This window comes from Arthrobacter sp. UYP4 (genome assembly GCF_057291175.1).
Genome location: NZ_JBXAVU010000001.1, coordinates 1,574,755 through 1,592,448, shown reverse-complemented (window position 1 = coordinate 1,592,448; position 17,694 = coordinate 1,574,755). Strand labels below are relative to the sequence as shown.

The 17,694-nt window shown below is 71.1% G+C and carries 16 protein-coding genes; 10 read left to right on the top strand and 6 right to left on the bottom strand.

The annotated features are described in order from the left end of the window. Positions 1-18: 18 nt before the first annotated feature. A complete protein-coding gene (locus tag AC0Z9V_RS07495) occupies positions 19-798 on the top strand; it encodes an enoyl-CoA hydratase/isomerase family protein (protein WP_485141286.1) in 780 nt (259 codons plus the stop codon). A gap of 406 nt (positions 799-1,204) precedes the next feature. On the opposite strand, the gene AC0Z9V_RS07490 is transcribed toward AC0Z9V_RS07495, so the two are convergent. Then, positions 1,205-1,864 carry a dihydrofolate reductase family protein gene (locus AC0Z9V_RS07490; RefSeq protein ID WP_485141143.1) on the bottom strand — a complete coding sequence of 220 codons (660 nt, stop codon included), beginning with the start codon at positions 1,862-1,864 and terminating at the stop codon, positions 1,205-1,207. 161 nt (positions 1,865-2,025) lie between these two features. Here AC0Z9V_RS07490 and AC0Z9V_RS07485 point away from each other — a divergent pair, with 161 nt between their 5' ends. Together AC0Z9V_RS07485 and AC0Z9V_RS07480 are read left to right on the top strand one after the other, a co-directional pair. Beyond that, on the top strand, positions 2,026-2,400 hold the full coding sequence (locus tag AC0Z9V_RS07485; protein WP_133081129.1) for a hypothetical protein: 375 nt from the start codon (positions 2,026-2,028) through the stop codon (positions 2,398-2,400). A 123-nt stretch (positions 2,401-2,523) separates the two neighbouring features. Continuing rightward, positions 2,524-3,894 carry a hypothetical protein gene (locus AC0Z9V_RS07480; protein WP_485141142.1) on the top strand — a complete coding sequence of 457 codons (1,371 nt, stop codon included), beginning with the start codon at positions 2,524-2,526 and terminating at the stop codon, positions 3,892-3,894. Positions 3,895-3,957: 63 nt separating this feature from the next. Here AC0Z9V_RS07480 and AC0Z9V_RS07475 read toward each other — a convergent pair whose 3' ends face one another. Then, positions 3,958-4,596 (bottom strand): isochorismatase family protein, encoded by a 639-nt coding sequence (locus tag AC0Z9V_RS07475; RefSeq protein ID WP_485141141.1) that lies wholly within the window; start codon positions 4,594-4,596, stop codon positions 3,958-3,960. A gap of 141 nt (positions 4,597-4,737) precedes the next feature. On the opposite strand from AC0Z9V_RS07475, the gene AC0Z9V_RS07470 reads away from it, so the two are divergent. After that, positions 4,738-5,718, top strand: coding sequence for a helix-turn-helix domain-containing protein (locus tag AC0Z9V_RS07470; protein WP_133081126.1), 981 nt, complete (start codon positions 4,738-4,740; stop codon positions 5,716-5,718). 88 nt (positions 5,719-5,806) lie between these two features. Here the strand turns inward: AC0Z9V_RS07470 and AC0Z9V_RS07465 are convergent, their stop codons facing one another. Beyond that, positions 5,807-6,250, bottom strand: coding sequence for an Lrp/AsnC family transcriptional regulator (locus AC0Z9V_RS07465; RefSeq protein WP_485141140.1), 444 nt, complete (start codon positions 6,248-6,250; stop codon positions 5,807-5,809). Between the two features lie 241 nt (positions 6,251-6,491). Between AC0Z9V_RS07465 and pdhA the strand changes: the two genes are divergently transcribed. From pdhA to AC0Z9V_RS07450, 3 genes are read left to right on the top strand one after another with little or no spacing between them, the layout of a single operon-like run. Further along, positions 6,492-7,655, top strand: a complete 1,164-nt coding sequence (pdhA, locus tag AC0Z9V_RS07460) for a pyruvate dehydrogenase (acetyl-transferring) E1 component subunit alpha (protein WP_485141285.1) — start codon at positions 6,492-6,494, stop codon at positions 7,653-7,655. Continuing rightward, entirely contained in the window at positions 7,652-8,731 is a 1,080-nt protein-coding gene (locus tag AC0Z9V_RS07455; RefSeq protein WP_485141139.1) for an alpha-ketoacid dehydrogenase subunit beta, read from the top strand. Before pdhA ends, AC0Z9V_RS07455 begins: the two co-directional genes overlap by 4 nt. A 1-nt stretch (position 8,732) precedes the next feature. Further along, positions 8,733-10,235 (top strand): dihydrolipoamide acetyltransferase family protein, encoded by a 1,503-nt coding sequence (locus AC0Z9V_RS07450; protein WP_485141138.1) that lies wholly within the window; start codon positions 8,733-8,735, stop codon positions 10,233-10,235. Between the two features lie 9 nt (positions 10,236-10,244). On the opposite strand, the gene AC0Z9V_RS07445 is transcribed toward AC0Z9V_RS07450, so the two are convergent. Beyond that, entirely contained in the window at positions 10,245-10,520 is a 276-nt protein-coding gene (locus AC0Z9V_RS07445) for a hypothetical protein (RefSeq protein ID WP_459267284.1), read from the bottom strand. A 162-nt stretch (positions 10,521-10,682) separates the two neighbouring features. Here AC0Z9V_RS07445 and AC0Z9V_RS07440 point away from each other — a divergent pair, with 162 nt between their 5' ends. Next, a complete protein-coding gene (locus tag AC0Z9V_RS07440) occupies positions 10,683-13,211 on the top strand; it encodes an excinuclease ABC subunit UvrA (protein ID WP_485141284.1) in 2,529 nt (842 codons plus the stop codon). 16 nt (positions 13,212-13,227) lie between these two features. Here AC0Z9V_RS07440 and yczR read toward each other — a convergent pair whose 3' ends face one another. After that, complete coding sequence (gene yczR / locus AC0Z9V_RS07435; RefSeq protein WP_485141137.1) at positions 13,228-14,640, bottom strand: MocR-like transcription factor YczR; 1,413 nt, start codon at positions 14,638-14,640, stop codon at positions 13,228-13,230. A gap of 61 nt (positions 14,641-14,701) precedes the next feature. Between yczR and yczE the strand changes: the two genes are divergently transcribed. Together yczE and AC0Z9V_RS07425 are read left to right on the top strand one after the other, a co-directional pair. Then, entirely contained in the window at positions 14,702-15,328 is a 627-nt protein-coding gene (gene yczE / locus AC0Z9V_RS07430; RefSeq protein WP_485141136.1) for a membrane protein YczE, read from the top strand. A gap of 90 nt (positions 15,329-15,418) precedes the next feature. After that, positions 15,419-16,282: an MBL fold metallo-hydrolase gene (locus AC0Z9V_RS07425; RefSeq protein WP_208740283.1), complete on the top strand. Its 864-nt coding sequence runs from the start codon at positions 15,419-15,421 to the stop codon at positions 16,280-16,282. Between the two features lie 31 nt (positions 16,283-16,313). Here AC0Z9V_RS07425 and AC0Z9V_RS07420 read toward each other — a convergent pair whose 3' ends face one another. Beyond that, positions 16,314-17,588, bottom strand: a complete 1,275-nt coding sequence (locus AC0Z9V_RS07420; RefSeq protein WP_485141135.1) for an FAD-binding protein — start codon at positions 17,586-17,588, stop codon at positions 16,314-16,316. Positions 17,589-17,694 lie beyond the last annotated feature (106 nt).

The window sequence follows — 17,694 nt, the reverse complement described above, 5'->3', positions numbered from 1 at the left end:
GCCGGGACCGGCGCCGGCATGATCCGGCTCGCCGTCGCGGATGGCGTCGCGGAGATCGTCCTCGACGCCCCCTACCGGCTCAACGCAGTCGACGAGTCGGCGCTCGCCGACCTCTCGGCCGCCTATGACGACGCCGCTGCCGGGGTCCGAGACGGCACGGTCCGGGCCCTCGTACTGCGGGGCGAGGGGCGCGCCTTCTGCGCAGGCCGGGATCTCGGCTCGATCGAACCCGGGGCCGACGACGCCCATCGCTTCCTCGACGCCGCCCTGACGCCGCTGCTGCGGAAGATGGCGGAGTTCCCCGCTCCGACGTTCGCTGCCGCCCACGGTGCGTGCCTCGGGGTCGGGCTGGGTCTGCTGATCGCCACGGACGTCGTCTACGTCGCGGAGAACGCGAAGATCGGGTCCCCGTTCGCCAACCTCGGCCTCGCCCTCGACTCGGGCGGGCACTGGCTGTTCACGGAGCGGCTCGGTCCGCACCGCGCCCTCGACCTCATGTACACGGGGGATCTCCTGACCGGCGCCGAGGCCGTGGCCGGCGGGCTCTTCAGCCGTGCGGTACCGGCGGCCGACCTGCTCGAGCTGACCCGGACGAAGGCTGCCCGTGCCGCCCGCGGACCGCTGCAGGCCCTCGTCGCCTCCAAGCAGTTGGTCGGCCGGATCCGTGACGAGCGCCTCGGGCTGTGGCAGGCCATCAGCGGCGAGAACGATGTGCAGGGCGTCCTCGGCGCCTCCGACGACTACCGCGAGGGCCTGGATGCATTCCGGGAGAAGCGGGCGCCGCGCTTCGGAGCCTGACGCCGGAAGGGCCGGGTGTCGCGTGCCATGGACAACGCTGTCCGTTCCACTTCGGCTGCCGTTTCGCCCGCACCCGGCTCGAGGACGACCGTCGGGCTGCCCGAGTCGGTGCGGTCCAGGTGCAGGCGGTGTCCGCCGACGTCGACCAGCCGACCGTGCGTGGGCGAGGCCGTGGCCTCCGCCGCCCCGCGGACCTTTCCGCAACCGCCGCCCAGGCAGGCGGGTAGAGCAGGACGTGTCCGCTGCGACTCCTCAGCCGCACGACGTGGACGGTCATCCAGTCGGCCAGCACCAGCAGGGCGGGCGGCCAGACCCGTGCGAGCATGTCCCGACCGGGCGGAGCGGAAGGGTCCCGCCCGGTCGGGATGCGCTGGAACGACGGTTTGACGCTCCGTCCGGCGCGGTCCTAGCGGGTCGGACGCCGGGTGAAGACCAGGTGCACGACCCCCTGCGGGGAAGGGGTCGCTTCGATGTCGAAGCGCTGTTCGAGTCCTTCGAGCGAGTCCCAGAGCCGCTCGCCCCGCCCCAGGACGATCGGGACGAGGACGATGTGCAGGTGGTCGATCAGATCGGCCTCGAGGAACTGCCGGACCGTGCGGACACCCCCACCGATCCGGACGTCGAGGTCACCGGCCAGGGCGCGGGCCTGCTCGAGCGCCGAGACGGGATCGGCGTCGACGAAGAAGAAGGTCGTCCCGCCGTCCATCTCGAGTGCCGGCCGGGGGTGATGGGTCAGGACGACGACAGGGGTGTGGAAGACGGGGTCATCACCCCACCAGCCCTTCCATTCCTCGTCCTCCCAGGGGCCGCGGTGCGGGCCGAATTTGTTGCGGCCCATGATCTCCACGCCGATCCCGGGCCGCCACGCGCCGGCGAACGCGTCGTCGACACCGAGGGACCCCTTCGATTCTCCGTGGATGCCCATGTCGCGGAAGGTGCGCGTCTCGACCGCCCACTCCATCAACCGTGAATCTGCGTGACCGAAGGGTGCGTCGAGCCGCTGGCCCTCACCGGTGCCGAAGCCGTCGAGGGAGACCGAGAAGTTGTGCACGCGGACGAGGGACATGTCATCTCCTGGGGTGCTTGCCGTGCGCGGCCGCCGGATGGTGGTCGATGCACGACCGACGATGACAGAAGGACGCCGCGATGTACACGGAACCGCGGGGTGGGCTGCCCGTCACGGGGCCGACGATGGACGCTGCCCAATCCCTGGGGCAGGATGCTCCCATGGGGAACAGATGGGGAGTCGCCGCTGTCGGCTGGGCCGCTCTCCTGCTGACGGGCTGCACCGTCCCGTCCTTCTCCGAGGACGAGAAGCTCGAGATGCGGGACAGCGCCAGCGGGTTCCAGCGGGCCATCCTGGAGGATCTGGTGGTGACCGCTGCCGAGTACCGCGACGCGGTCGGCGCGACCCGCGCTTGCGTCCAGGAGAAGGGATGGGGCGTCGGGCCTATCGAGCAGGACGGCAAGCAGTTGGGCTTCCAGTCCTCCTCCACCGGCGACGGCCCCCCTGCCGATGACGTGACGAGGGATTGCTATGACGAGTACCTGACCTTCGTCGGCTCCATCTGGGTGTCCCAGCGCACCCCACTGACCGGATAGACACCTCCGGTCCGGGCCCGCACGGGTCCGATGCGGCGCGGAACGGGGAATCCCGGGCTGCTTGCCCCGCACGATCCCCGCGCCGGCACTCGTGGTACCGCGCACCGGCGGGCATACTGGCGTATGAGCGAGTTCACCGGACGCTTCGGACTGGACCTGGACCATCTGGTGCCCGGAGTCCTGCGCTTCGAACGGGACGGCTCGTTCGTGCTCGAACTCGACGGCCCCATCCTCGGGCCCGAGCAACCGGACGGGTCGGGGCCCGACAGGGTGTCGCCCGGCGGAGACCCGGACAACGTCGCCGATCCCGTACCCCGGGACATCCTGGGCTCTCTTGCGGACGGCCGACCCGTCACCCTCTTCGATGCCGTCGTGGAGGCTCCGTCCTTGCCCCCGTCATCGGTGAAGCAGACGTTCCACGGCTCCATGTCCCTCGCGGGAGCACACGTACGCGGTGACCGCGACCTCGTTGCCGGCATCAGGTGGACCTGGCTTCTGCCGGTGGGTGCGGCCCTCCGGCGGGAACAGTCCTCGGAGCCGGTCGCCGGCTCGATCCCGGGAGTCCTCGAAGGATGGGGTTCCGACGACGGGGCGGGTCTCCAGTTCTCCGCCGGCAGGGCGACACCACTCCGGCGGTTGCGTCATCAGGTGCAGCACTCCTGCAGCCAGCTCCTGGGTCTGTGGAGCGGCCTGGAGGTTCCAGGAGTGGCCCACACCGAGGTACGTGTCGGGAACCGCTGGTGTGTCCTTCGGAATCGAGGCAGCGAGCCCGTTCCCCTCGCTCGCAGCAGCTTCCTGCCGGTCCAGGATCTCTCCGTGGCCGTGTTCGCCGCCTGGATACCCCTCGCGCACATCGTCGATCCCGTGCCGTTCCTCCTCACCGGTCCCACGGGACCCCGGCAGCTCGACGCTTTGGTCCTGGCAACAGCACTCGAAGGCCTTCATCGTCGGCTGTACCTGGAGGGGGTCCGCTTCGAGGGCGTCGCCCAGCGCGCCGTGGAGCGTGCAGCGAGGCAGGCGCGACAGGCAGGCGTGGAGGTACTGCTCTCGGAAGGATTCCCCGACGAGGACAAGGCGCACGCCGTCTTCAGGGAGACCCTGCGGCACCTCAACCAGATGACCTACCAGGATCGGGCTCGCGAACTGCTCGAACCCGTACGACTCATCGTTCCCGGTCTCTTCGGCCCCGACCTGGTGCAGTGGATCGCGATGGTGACGAGGATCCGCGATCATCAGAGCCATCACCTGGCCATCGAGTTCGACGAGCCACCGACGGCCCTCTACGACGCGGCAGCGGAGAGCAGCCGATGGGCCCTGCTCCTGCGGATCCTGCTCGAACTCAACCCTGGCTACGATTTCCCGTCGCACCTCGCGCAATCACCCGGGTTCTCCGCCGCACTCGCCCGCATCGATCGGACAGGCCTGTGGCCGGGATTCTCCGCTCTCGCCGCATTCCGCACCTCCGTCAGGGGCAGCCGCGGCAGGCCGGCCTGAGCAGCGAGGGACGCAGGGCGCAGGAGAGCACAGCCGATAGTCCGTTCCCGTCGGCCCGTCGCGTCAGGACCGGGCGGTGCGCGCAGTTCCAGCCGTCGCGGAACTGCCCAGGTCACTTCCCGGAAGTGCCTGATGCGCGGCGAGGGCCGTAGTCCACGCCTCGGTCGTGGCGACGGCCGCCCAGTTGGAGTTCAGCAGCGCGAGCAGTGTCGTGTGGACGGTCTTCGCATCAGCGAAACCGGCATCGTTGGCGATGTTGATGGCGCCGGTCGCGTCGGCGAGGACCTCGGTGGAGAGCCCGAGGGCTTCGGCTTCGACAGCTGAGGCGAGGATGCAGTTGTTGGTCATGTACCCGACGAGGGTGACCGTGTCGACGTCGTTCTCCCGCAACCAGCCGGCGAGGTCCGTGTCCGCGTAGACGGAGCCGTACTGCTTCACCACGCCCTTCCACGCGTCGGTGCGCCGGCCCTCGATCTCGGGGTGCAGGGCGAAGCCGGGTGTGCCGGGGGCGAAGACCGGAGCGCCTTCGCCGGCCGTGTGCTGGATGACCGCGACCGGGATCCCGGCGTCGGCAGCGGCATCGACGGCCGCCGCGATACGCGGCAGCGACTGCTGGTGCGGGGGGTACTGGATCTCGAGGGGGCCGGCGAAGTACTGCTGCTGGACATCGACGAGGACGAGGGCGCGGCGAGGGGTGCTCATGGGGACGTTTCTCCTGGCTCATGGTGGTGCTGGTCTGCGGTTGCTGACGGACCTGCAGTCCATCCTTCCTCCGGTGGCAGCCCGGAGCGAGTGGCACGCAGGCCCGGTTACGATGAATTCGGGCCAATCGGGGAGGTGCGCATGCGGATCGCGGTGTACGCGTTCGACGGCGTCACGATGTTCCATCTCGCCGTGCCGCAGATGGTGTTCGACGAAGTCACGCGCCAGGGCCTCGCCGAGTGGACGACCGTCCTGTTCTCCGACGAGCCCGGCTCAGTACTCACGGCGGAGGGCTACCGGCTGGCAGGCATCTCCGGGCCGGGCGTCGCTGCCGAGGCAGACATCGTGGTGGTCCCTTCCTGGTTCGACGACGGCCGCGGGGTGAGTGAGGTCCTGCGCACCGTGCTGCAGGAATCTCACGGACGGAACGCACCGGTCCTCGGACTGTGCCTCGGGGCCATCGCGGTGGCGGACGCAGGACTACTGTCCGGCCGGCGCGCCGTGACGCACTGGCAGGCCTTCGACACACTGGCGGGACGGCATCCGGACATCACCCTCGATCGGGCCGTGCTCTACATCGATCACGGGGACGTCATGACCTCGGCGGGCACGGCATCCGGCCTGGACGCGTGTCTCCACCTCGTGCGCGAGCGGCTCGGGGCCGATGCCGCCAACCGGGTGGCCCGCAGTCTCGTCGTCGCCCCGCACCGTGAGGGCGGCCAGGCCCAGTACATCGAGCACCCGGTTCCCCGGAGCCTGGCCGGCGATCCGGTCGCGGACCTCCTCGAATGGATCCTGGGGCACCTCCGCGAGGCCCTTCCCATCGACCGGCTCGCACGCCAGGCGCACATGAGCCGCCGCACCTTCGTCCGTGCGTTCCGCACGGCGACGGGCACGACACCGTCGGCCTGGATCCGTTCGCGCCGCCTCGACGCCGCCCGGAGGCTCCTGGAGACGACCGAGCTGTCCGTGGACCAGATTGCGGCGACCTGCGGCTTCGGGAACGCCGTCACCCTCCGACAGAACTTCGCGGCGACCTTCTCGACCACCCCGACCGCCTACCGGCGCCACTTCTCGACGCGTCGGACCGCTGATGTGCCCGGCGGCGACCGCCCGCGCTGAGCGGCAGCACGACACGCAGCGGGATCCCCGTGCGATCCCGCCGGCCGGCGGGGGTCGTTCCCGGGGGTCGTTCCCGGGGGAAGGGGGGTCAGCGGGTGTCGAGGTCCTCGAAGACGAGGAAGGTCTGGGTGTCGAGCACCCCGGGCATCGACTGCAGCTGGTCGAAGATCACGCGCCGCAACCCGACGTTGTCCTCCGCCCGCACCAGCAGGATCACGTCGAAATCACCTCCGACCAGGGCGATGTGGTGGATCTCCGGGATGTTCCTGAGGATGTCCCGGAGCTCGCGCCAGGAGTGCTGCCGCACCTTCAGGGTGACGTAGGCGGACGACCGCAGGCCGGCCTTGGCGGGATCGATGATGGCCGTGAACCGCGTCAGGACGCCGTCCTCGGTCAGCCTCGCGATGCGAGAGTACGCATGCGCCCGTGAGATGTGCACCCGCTCGGCGACGGAGGTGACCGACTGCCGGCCGTCCCTGGTCAGCTCGGCGAGGATCTTCCGGTCGACGTCGTCGAGGGGGCCATCCGCCACGTGTCCACGCTCCTCCGCGTAATGCAGGTCACACCCGCCTATTCGTCCACAGAATATCCTCTTTCGACCGTGATGATCCACACTTTGCGGACTCCGTGGATACAAAAGGTGGCTGCTGACCATACTTGACCTACACAGCATCCAGTGCCGGAGCTATCGCCCGGCGCACGGTAGGAGCGCCGCCGCAGCGGCACATGATGGAGGCGGGATGAGTACGGCAACGAATGGTGGCCGCGGCAGCATGCTGGGGGGAGCGTCCGACGGCGGTGCCGCACCGGCAGCCGACCGGGCGCTGCTGCCCTCGGCGGAGCCGGTACAGCTGGTGGACCCCGACGGACAGCACAACCACGACGACAGGTACCCGCTGCCCGACGGTGAGCAGCTGCTCGGCGCCTTCGGGCGCCTCGTCGCCGGCCGCCGCATCAACGACCAGGCGAACGCCCTCGTGCGCCAGGGGCGCATGGCCGTCTACCCCTCCTCCCACGGACAGGAGGCCTGCCAGGTGGCGGCCGCCGTCGTCCTCGGGGCCGAGGACTGGCTGTTCCCCACCTATCGCGACACCGTCGCCGTCATTACGCGGGGGGTGGATCCCCTTCAGGTCCTCACGCTGCTGCGCGGAGACTGGCACGGCGGGTACGACCCGCACGAGCACCGCGTCGCGACGCAGGCGACACCACTCGCCACCCAGCTCCTGCACGCCGTCGGGGTGGCCCACGCGGCGAAGCTGCGCGGCGAGCCCACCGTGGTCCTGGCGATGTGCGGCGACGGCGCCACCAGTGAGGGCGACTTCCACGAGGCCCTCAACTTCGCCGCCGTGTTCCACGTCCCCGTGGTGTTCTTCATCCAGAACAACGAGTTCGCCATCTCCGTGCCGCTCAAGAACCAGACGGTGGCCCCCTCCCTCGCGCACAAGGCCATCGGCTACGGGATGCCGGGGGAGCGCGTGGACGGCAACGATCTCGCCGCCCTGCTCGCGGTGCTCGGAGCCGCCGTCGACCGCGCCCGCGACGGCGGTGGTCCCTCCCTCATCGAGGCCCACACGTACCGCATGCAGGCCCACACCAACGCCGACGACGCCACGCGCTACCGGTCGGCCGACGACGTGGAACGCTGGGTGCCCAGGGATCCGATCCTGCGGATGCGTACCTACCTGCGGGCCCTGAACCTGCTCACGGACGAGGGCGAGCAGGCGTTCGCCGACCAGGCCGACGCGATCGCCGCCGCCATCCGCACGGGACTCAACACGGAGGTAGAGGTGAACCCGGCAGAGCTCTTCGAATACGTCTACACGGAGAAGACATCGCAGCTGCGCGAGCAGGCCGAGCAGTTGCGTGAGGAACTGGCGCGCGGCGCGGCGCCGGATGCGCCCGCCGACGGCGCCGGGGACCAGGGGGGCCAGCGATGACGCAGACCACGGAGGCTCCCGCCGCGGACCGCGCCGGACACGTCGCCGGATCCGTCCGCACACCGCCGGCCAGGACCACCTCGACCTTCGCCAGGGCCCTCAATGCCGCCCTCGCGGATGCCATGGAGGCGGATCCGGCGGTGCTGATGTTCGGCGAGGACGTGGGCACCCTCGGCGGGGTCTTCCGCATCACCGACGGCCTGACGGCGAGATTCGGGGAGGAGCGCTGCTTCGACACGCCGCTCGCCGAGGCGGGCATCATGGGAATGGCCGTCGGCATGGCGATGAACGGCATGAAGCCGGTCGTCGAGATGCAGTTCGACGCGTTCGCCTACCCGGCGTTCGAGCAGGTGGTCAGCCACGTCGCGAAGATGCCGAACCGCACCCGCGGGAAGGTGCGCCTGCCCATCGTCATCCGGATCCCCTACGCCGGCGGCATCGGCGGCGTCGAGCACCACTGCGACTCCTCCGAGGCCTACTACGCCCACACACCCGGCCTCACCGTCCTGGCTCCCGCGACCGTGCACGACGCCTACCTGATGCTGCGGGAGGCCATCGCCTCCCCGGACCCGGTGGTGTTCCTCGAACCGAAGAAGCTGTACTGGTCCAAGGAAGAGGTGGACCTCGCCGAGCTCCGCCGGACGTTCGACGACGGGGAGGCACCCCGGCGCATCGGCCGCGCCGTCGTCGCCCGCCAGGGTACCGATGCGACCCTCATCAGCTACGGTCCGTCCGTCCCGACGGCCCTCGCCGCCGCCGCGGCCGCCGCCGAGGAGGGCCGGTCGATCGAGGTCATCGACCTCCGCTCGATCGTCCCGTTCGACGACGAGACGGTGTGCGAGAGCGTCCGCCGCACCGGACGGGCCGTCGTCGTCGCCGAGGCCCCGGGCTTCGCGTCCGTGGCCTCGGAGATCGTGGCGCGGGTCCAGGAACGCTGCTTCCACTCGCTCGCCGCACCCGTGCTGCGGGTCACGGGGTTCGACATCCCGTATCCCTCGCCGAAGCTCGAGCACTTCTACCTGCCGAGCGTCGATCGCATCCTCGACGCCGTCGATGAGCTGCAGTGGGAGGACTGACATGAGCGCACCGACCGTCAGCCCGCAACTCCTCGTCTTCGCGCTCCCCGATCTCGGGGAGGGCCTGACCGAGGCGGAGCTGGTGTCCTGGCTCGTCGCGGAGGGCGATACCGTCGCCGTCGACCAGCCCGTCGCCGAGGTGGAGACCGCCAAGTCCGTGGTCGAGGTCCCGTCCCCCTTCGCCGGCACCGTGGCCGTGCTGCACGGCAGGCCGGGCGAGGTGCTCGACGTCGGAGCGCCCTTCCTGTCGGTCCGTCCGGAAGGTTCCGAGACGCCGGTCCCCGATCCGGCCGCCGCCGGAGGGAAGGCCGTCGCGGATGCCGCGGCCGCCCTGCGGGAGGACGCGGGCGTCCCGACGTCGGCCACCAGCGGGAACGACGCTCCGCCCGTGGATGCCGGCGGGTCGGGGAACGTGCTGATCGGCTACGGAACCCCCGGCGGTCTCGCCGGAGGGCGGACGCGTCCGCGCAAGCAAGCCGCGGCAGTTGCCCGGGCTGCCGCAACCCCACCTGCCCCCACGACGACGACCGTCCAGGCCGAACCGGTGCCATCCCCGGCACCCGCCGGCGGCAGGGCTCCGATCTGCGTGTCCCCGCTGGTCCGCAAGCTGGCCCGGGACCGTGGGCTGCGCCTCGACGCCATCAGCGGAACGGGGGAGGCAGGGCTCATCCTGCGCCGCGACGTCGAGCAGGCCATCGCGACGCGAACGGATGGACCGCCCAGCAGCCCGGGGCCCGGGCCGGCCGTCGACGCCGCTCCCGGGCGGACGTCCTCCCCGCCCGATACCCGCTCCGGGCTCACCGTCCTCGAGCGCACCCCGCTGCGCGGAGTACGCCGCACCATCGCGGACGCGATGACCCGCAGCCGGCGCGAGATCCCCGAGGCGACCGTCTGGGTCGACGTCGACGTCACGCCCCTCGTCGAGCTGCGCGAGGCGATGAAGCGCCGCACGCCCGATGCCGTCCCGGGCATCCTGGCCTTCGTGGCACGCTTCGTGGTCGCAGGCCTCGCCCGGTATCCGGAGCTGAACAGCCGGATCGCAACCGCGGACGACGGCTCGCAGGAAGTGGTGCGCGTGGACGGAGTCAACCTCGGCATCGCCGCGCAGACGGACCGGGGGCTCATGGTTCCCAGCGTCCGCCGGGCGGACACCCTGTCGGCACGCGAGCTCGACGCCGAGATCCGCCGCCTCGCGACCCTGGCCCGCGAGGGGAGGGCGACGCCGACGGACCTGTCCTCCGGCACGTTCACCCTCAACAACTACGGGGTGTTCGGCGTCGACGGCAGCGCGGCCATCATCAACCATCCGGAGTCGGCCATCCTCGGCATGGGCAGGATCATCGACCGACCCTGGGTGGTCGACGGCGCTCTCGCCGTGCGGAAGGTGAGCGAGCTGACGCTGGCCTTCGACCACCGGGTGTGCGACGGCGGTACGGCGGGCGGGTTCCTCCGCTTCGTCGCGGACGCCCTGGAGAACCCGGGAGGGATGCTCGCCGACCTGTAGCGGTCGGACTCAGGCGTCGTCGGGGTTCCCGAGCAGCCCGCGCTGGGCGAGGTCTGCCTCGGGGGAGGACTCCTCCGGCAGGGGATCCGTGGCCGGCGGGACATCCTCCGGGACGTAGTCCTTCAGGCCCAGGGCCACTTCCTCACGCTCGGTCGCCAGGGCCAGGGCGTCGTCGTCCACGTGGTCGTCGGACTTCCCGTGCGTCGCCCGTGACGGACGAGGCAGGGCGTCGTTGTCGGGGTTGAGGTCGTCCAGCGTCGGGAACTCTTCATTGATGTCAGCCATGACTCCACCCTAGGAGCCGGGTCCCGCGGGGTCGATGCCGTGAATACCGGGCAGCGGCCTTCCGCTCGGGTGGCCGCCGTCCTATGATCCGCCCGTCGGCGGCGGGTCCCCCGGCGGGCAGCGTCCCCGGACGACCGTAGGGTGGGGTTGGTGATCGAGTCGATGAATGCTGCCCCTGACGGAACGACGAGCACGCGGGACGGCTTCGTCCGGGTGCGGGGTGCCGGCGAGAACAACCTGCGCGGGATCGACGTCGACTGCCCCCGGGACGCCGTCGTCGCCTTCACGGGCGTCTCGGGCTCGGGGAAGTCCTCGCTCGCGTTCGGGACCATCTACGCGGAAGCGCAGCGCCGCTACCTCGAATCCGTCGCGCCCTACGCGCGCAGGCTCATCCAGCAGGGGCACACCCCCCACGTCGGGTCGATCACCGGGCTTCCTCCCGCCGTCGCCCTGCAGCAACGCCGCGGCACTCCGAGCGTGCGCTCCACCGTGGGGACCCTCACCACCATCTCGAACTCCCTCCGCATGCTGTACTCACGGGCCGGAACGTACCCGGCGGCCGCAGCAGGCCGGCTGGAGTCGGACGCCTTCTCACCCAACACGGCCTCAGGAGCCTGTCCCCGCTGCCACGGGCTCGGCATCGCCCGCGACGTGACGGAGCAGACGCTCGTCCCGGACCCGTCCCTGTCCATCCGTGAGGGTGCGATCGCGGCCTGGCCCGGTGCATGGCAGGGCAAGAACCTCCGCGACGTCGTCCGTGAGCTCGGCCACGACATCGACGTGCCGTGGCGGGACCTGCCGGAGGCGGCGCGGACCTGGCTCCTGTTCACCGACGAGCAGCCCGTCGTCGAGGTGACGCCCCAGCGTGACCGTGTGGCGAAGCCCTACAAGGGACGCTTCTGGAGTGCGAAGAGCTACGTCATGCACACGCTGCACGACTCCAAGAGCCCCCAGATGCGCGATCGCGTCCTGCCCTTCATGGTGTCCGGGCCCTGTGGGCTGTGCGGGGGCAGCGGCCTGCGTCCCGAAGCGCTCGCCGTGACGTTCGGAGGACTCACGATCGCGGACGCGAATGCCCTGCCGCTCGCCGATCTGGCCGCCCACCTCGAGCCGGCGGCGACGATCGAGCATCCCTCGGCCGCCCACCGGTCCTCCACGTCGGGGGAGGGCACGGAGGTGTCCGCCACCATCAGTCGCGACCTCGTCCAGCGGCTGGACGTCCTGGTCGACCTCGGCCTCGGGTACCTCAGCCTCGACCGGGCGACGCCGACCCTCTCGCCGGGCGAGATGCAGCGACTGCGGATCGCCACGCAGCTCCGGTCCGGCCTCTTCGGTGTCGTCTACGTGCTCGACGAGCCGTCGGCCGGACTGCACCCCGCCGACGTCGAGCCGCTCCTCGCCGTGCTGGAAGCCCTGAAGGACGCGGGGAACACCGTCTTCGTGGTCGAGCACAACATGGACGTGGTCCGGCGGTCGGACTGGATCGTCGATGTCGGTCCGCTCGCCGGGGAGGGCGGCGGCACCATCATCTACAGCGGTCCCGCCGACGGGCTCGCGGATGTCCCGGAATCACTGACGGCCCCGTTCCTGTCCGGGACAGCACCGTCCGACGCCGCGCAGGCCGAGCCACGGACGCCCTCGGCCTGGCTGCGGCTGGAGGGAATCCACCGCCACAACCTGGCGGGGCTCGACGCCGATATCCCGGTGGGCGTCCTGACGGCCGTCACCGGTGTCTCCGGTTCCGGCAAGTCCACCCTGGTGAGCGCGGTCCTCGCCGACGCGGTCGGACGGCACGTTCGCAACGACACGCCGGCGGACGGCGAGGCGGGCGACGACGCCGGTGATGCCTCCACCGCGGTCGGGAACATCCGGGGGCTGGAATCCATCGACCGGCTGGTCAGCGTGAACCAGAAGCCGATCGGCAGGACACCGCGTTCCAACCTGGCCACCTACACGGGCCTTTTCGACGCCGTGCGGAAGGCTTTCGCGGCGACGCCCGAGGCGACGGCGAGGGGCTTCGGAGCAGGCCGGTTCTCCTTCAACGTGCAGGGCGGCCGGTGCGAGACCTGCCAGGGCGAGGGCTTCGTGTCGGTCGAGCTGCTCTTCCTGCCCGGCAGCTACGGGCCCTGCCCCACGTGCCACGGTGCCCGCTACAACGAGGAGACCCTGGCGGTCACCCTCGAGGGACGCAGCATCGCCGACGTCCTCGGGATGACGGTCGACGACGCGGCGGTCTTCCTCGGCGCCGTCCCGGGCGCGGCCCGCTCCCTCGCCACGCTCCGCGAGGTCGGGCTCGGGTACCTGCGGCTGGGCCAGCCGGCCACCGAGCTGTCCGGCGGAGAGGCCCAGCGCATCAAGCTGGCCACCGAACTGCAGCGTGCTCGGCGCGGCCACACGCTCTACCTGCTCGACGAACCCACCACGGGGCTGCATCCGGCTGACGTCGTCCTGCTCCTCGCCCAGCTGCGGAAGCTCGTGGACGCCGGCAACACGGTGGTCGTCGTGGAGCACACGATGGCCGTCGTGGCGGCCGCCGACTGGGTGATCGACCTCGGCCCGGGCGGAGGCTCGGCCGGAGGGAGGATCGTCGCCACCGGTACTCCGAGGGATCTCGCCGCCCTCGACCCGGGCACGAGCATCACCGCGCCCTACCTCGCGGCCCATCTCGGGGAACGACAGCGGGCGTCGTGACGACGGGACCGGTCTCCTACACCAGGGCCGGGGCGAAGTCGTCCTGCACCTCGACCGCCGGATCCAGGGACTGCCAGGCGGAGGCGAGGATGTCCACGGCGCGCCGGGTGTCCTCGAGGGGATAGCTGAAGGGGACGCGGAGGAAGCGCTCGAAGACCCCGCCGATGCCGAAGCGTGGACCGGCCCCAAGGAGCAGGCCCCGGTCCCGGGCGGCCAGGGCGAGCTGCGAGCTGACCGGTGCACCGAGGTTCACCCACGTGCACAGGCCGCCCGCCACGTGGGGGACCTCCCACCCGGGCAGCCGATCGGCCAGCAGCGATTCGAGGTGCCCGCGGCCCGCGGCGAGCTGCGTCGCGCGGAACCGGAGGAGCTCGTCGTACGTCCCGAGCATCTCGAGGGCCATGAGCTGTTCGAGGATGGGGGTACCCAGGTCGGATGCGTACCGGAACTGCACGAGCCGCTGGATCAGGTCCTCCTCGCCACGGATCCAGCCGATGCGCAGTCCGCCCCAGACGGTCTTGCCCATCGAACCGGTCAGCACGGCCGGACCATGCGCCGCGAGGGGGAGTTCGGACCGGCCGTCGATGGTCAGCTCCGCCATCGTCTCGTCCGCGATCACCACCGTCCCCTCCCGCGTGGCGGCGGCCATCAGACGCGCGCGCTGCGCGGCCGGCATGACCGCGCCGGTGGGGTTGTGGAAGTCGGGCATGACGTACGCCAGCGCGGGCCGGGTCCGTCGGAAGGCCTGCTCGAGGCCGTCCTCGTCCCAGCCCCGGTGCGCATCGACCGCGACGGCGACGAGGCGGCGCCCGGCCGACTTCAGGGCCTCGTAGGCGTGCGGGTAGCTGGGTGCCTCCACGAGCGCCGTGTCGGACCGCCCCATCAGGGTGCGCGCGAGCAGGGAGATGGCGTGCTGGGCGCCGAGGGTGACCATGATCTGCCCCGGCCGGGTCGGCAGGCCCCGGGCGGAATACCGGTCCGCGAGGGCCTGCCGGAGCCGCGGCAGGCCGAGCGGGTCGTAACCGTTCCCGTTGAGGTAGGCGGGAAGCTCGCGTGATGCCCTGGCCGCGGCCTCACCGACCTGCGGTGCCGCCGGCAGTGCCGCCTTGCTGAAGTCGAGCACGACGGCGGCGCCGCCGTCGTGCTGCGGGGGAGCCCCGCGCCCCGGCATGGTCACGACGCTTCCGGAGCCGCGCGTGCTCTCGAGGTACCCGGCCGATCTCAGCCGTGCGTAGGCCGCCGCGACCAGGGTCCTGCTGACGGTGAGCTGCGCCGCGAGTTCACGCTCCGCCGGCAGCCGGGTGCCGAGCGGGATCCGCCCGTCGAGGGTGAGCAGCCGGATACGGTCCGCCAGGGCGGCGTAGGCGGGGCCGACGGTCCGCCAGGAACCGAGTTCGGCGGCGAGGCGGCGGGCGGGGAGAACCATCATGGGGCCACCATCCCACAATTGGCATCTTGATGTACGGCCAATCAGAGGCTCTACTGGGACCATGACGTTCCTCGGCGCCCGGCGCGGGCTGCAGCTCCTCCTCGGCCTGTTCCTCTACGGCTTCTCGCTCGCCATGATGATCCGGGCAACGCTCGGGGTGTCGCCCTGGGACGTCCTGAGCCAGGGCGGCTCCCTGCAGACCGGCATCCCGTTCGGTTTCATGACCAACATCATCGGCGGGATCGTGCTGTTGCTCTGGATACCGCTACGGCAGCGTCCCGGCATCGGCACCATCCTCAACGTCCTGCTCGTCGGTCCGAGCGCCGAGGTGGGACTGGCGCTCCTGGACGAGCCGAACGCGCTGTGGGCCAGGGGCCTGCTCTTCACGGGCGGGCTGGTGCTCCTCGCCGTGGCGACCGGCCTGTACATCGGCGCGCGCCTCGGCCCCGGCCCCCGCGACGGCCTCATGACCGGTATCCACCAGCGGTTCGGGCTGCCGATCTGGCTCGTCCGCACGGCGATCGAGGGTACGGTCCTCCTGCTCGGCTGGCTGCTCGGAGGGTCCGTGGGTCTCGGCACGGTGGCGTTCGCCCTCCTCATCGGTCCGCTGGTCAATGTCGCACTGCCGCTCTTCCGGATCCCCGAGCGTCCCCGCCCGGCCCGCGAGGCCGTGGTCGCGGGCTCCTGAGCGCCGGCGTCCCCTCCGGCGCCTGAGCCTCTCGGGTGGAGGACGGGCGCGGACCTAGACTGGTAGTCCTGCCGCCACCGAGAGGATCCCATGACCACCGATGTCCCCAGCACCGAGACCCGCAGCCCCTGGCGCGAACTCGGAGAGGGTATCCACGTGCTGCGCACCGCCGGGTTCGGACTGAACGTGGGGCTCGTCGTCGGCACGGAGCGGGCGCTCGTCGTCGACACCGGTGCGGGTCCCCTGGGCGCCGCGGAGGTGTTCCGGCACATCCGGGACGTCACCGCGCTGCCCCTGATCGTGGTGAACACCCACGCCCACGCTGACCACTTCTTCGGCAACAGCTACTTCGCCTCCCAGGGTGTCGAGGAGTTCTGGGCGACGTCGCGCTGCAGCGCGGTGCAGGCGGAGCACGGGGACGAGCAGCGTGCGCTGGTCGCCGCCGTCGAGCCAGCGATGGGGGCGGCGGACGGCGACTCCACCGATCTCCTGCCGGCCAACCGGCTCGTCGAGGGCAAGCCCGCTGACCTGGACCTCGGCGGCGTGTCCGTGACGCTGTTCCACCTGGGCCGGGGCCACACCGACCACGACCTCCTGGTCGGCGCGGGCAACGTCCTCTTCACCGGCGACCTCGTCGAGGAGGGCGGCGACCCGGCCTTCGAGGATTCCTTCCCCACGGACTGGGTGCGGACGCTCGGCAAGATGGTGGCGCTGGAGGATCTCTACGACGTGTTCGTGCCCGGGCACGGTCGGCCGGTCTCCGTGGCCGAGGTGGTCACCCAGATGAACAAGATGCGCAGCGCGGTCCGCGTGACGCGCCTCGCCATGGACGAGGCGTCCGTGGACATGACCAAGGCCATCCCGATCCTGCCCTACGGCCCCGAGCAGTCGCGGGCCCTGCTGATCCGCCTGCGGACCCTGGCGCACTGGAAGTGGCTGGCGCGCAAGCACTAGGCACGCGCGCACGACGGCGCGCGGAGCGGCCTCAGGCGGAGGTGCCGAAGACCGTCCGGTCGAGGAAATCGTTGCGGAACTTACCCGAGGGGTCCAGGCGCAGGGCCAGCCTGCGGAAGTCGTCGAACCGGGGATAGGCGGGTGCGAGCTGGTCCGCGCCGGCCAGGAACAGCTTGCCCCAGTGGGGGCGGACCGACAGCGGTGCGAGTGCGGCCTCGATCTCGGGCAGGAGCGCCTCGACCTCCGGCTGCAGCGGCTTCCACGTGAAGTGCAGGCCGATGCCGTCCCGCTGGTAGTTGTTGCTCATCCAGAGCTCGTCCGCGGCCATCGACCGCACCTCCGAGACCAGCAGCAGCGGCGTGATCCTGGGTGCGAGGGCACGCATGGCCTCGATGGCCTCGACGGCGTGCTCGCGACCTACGAGGTACTCGGTCTGCAGTTCCTGGCCGTTGCTGGGTGTGAAGGCGAGGCGGAAGTGGGCGAGCCGGTCCGACCATGGTCCGGGAACGCCGAGCTGCTGCGTGCAGTGGTCCGCGGCGACGCCCGGTACCGGGTGGTATGCCCGGTCCGCCGGCGCACCCCCGTAGAACGTCCCGGGTACCGGTGTACCGCTGTCCGTCCTGGTCTTGAGCCAGGCCTGCCCGATGGTGTCGCTGGACCAGTCCGTGAAGAGGCTGACGCTGTAGGCGGAGGAGGTCGCGGCGTCGTAGTCCGCGAGGACGGCGTCCCACGGCACCTCGGTGAACACGTCCTGGCGTACGTCGAAGGACGGTTCGATGCGCAGGGTCACGCTATGGACGACGCCGAGCGCACCGAGGCCCACCACCATGCCGTCGAAGTCGGCGTCACCCTTGGCCACGGTGAGCACGTCGCCGGACGCCGTCACGAGCTCGAGCCCGACGACGGCGGTGGCGAGGTTGCCGTTGGCGTTCCCGGAGCCGTGGGTGGCAGTGGCGATGGCGCCGCCGACCGAGATGTGGGGGAGCGAGGCCAGGTTGTGGATCGCGAAGCCGTGCCGCTGCAGGTGTTCCGCGAGGACGCCGTAGCGCACGCCCGCCGCCACCGTGACGGTGAGCGCGTCGGCATCGATCTCGACCCCCGGATCGAGGACGTCCAGGGCGATGAGGGTCCCCGGGGTGTCGGCGATGTCGTTGAAGGAGTGGCGCGAGCCGAGTGCCCTGACGCGGTCGGCTCCGGCCACGGCACGCTGCAGCTCCGCGAGGGAGGTGGGGTGCTCCATCGTCCGGGCGCGGTACTCGTAATTGCCCGCCCAGTTGAGCCGGTCCCGTACCTGTTCCTCGATCATGGTGGTCCTTGTCTGCCCGGTGTCGCGACGATGGGAGAGGTGCTGCGCACTCCGTCCGCACAGGGTGCCCGCCTATCCTACAACGTTGTAGACTCACCTCACGCGT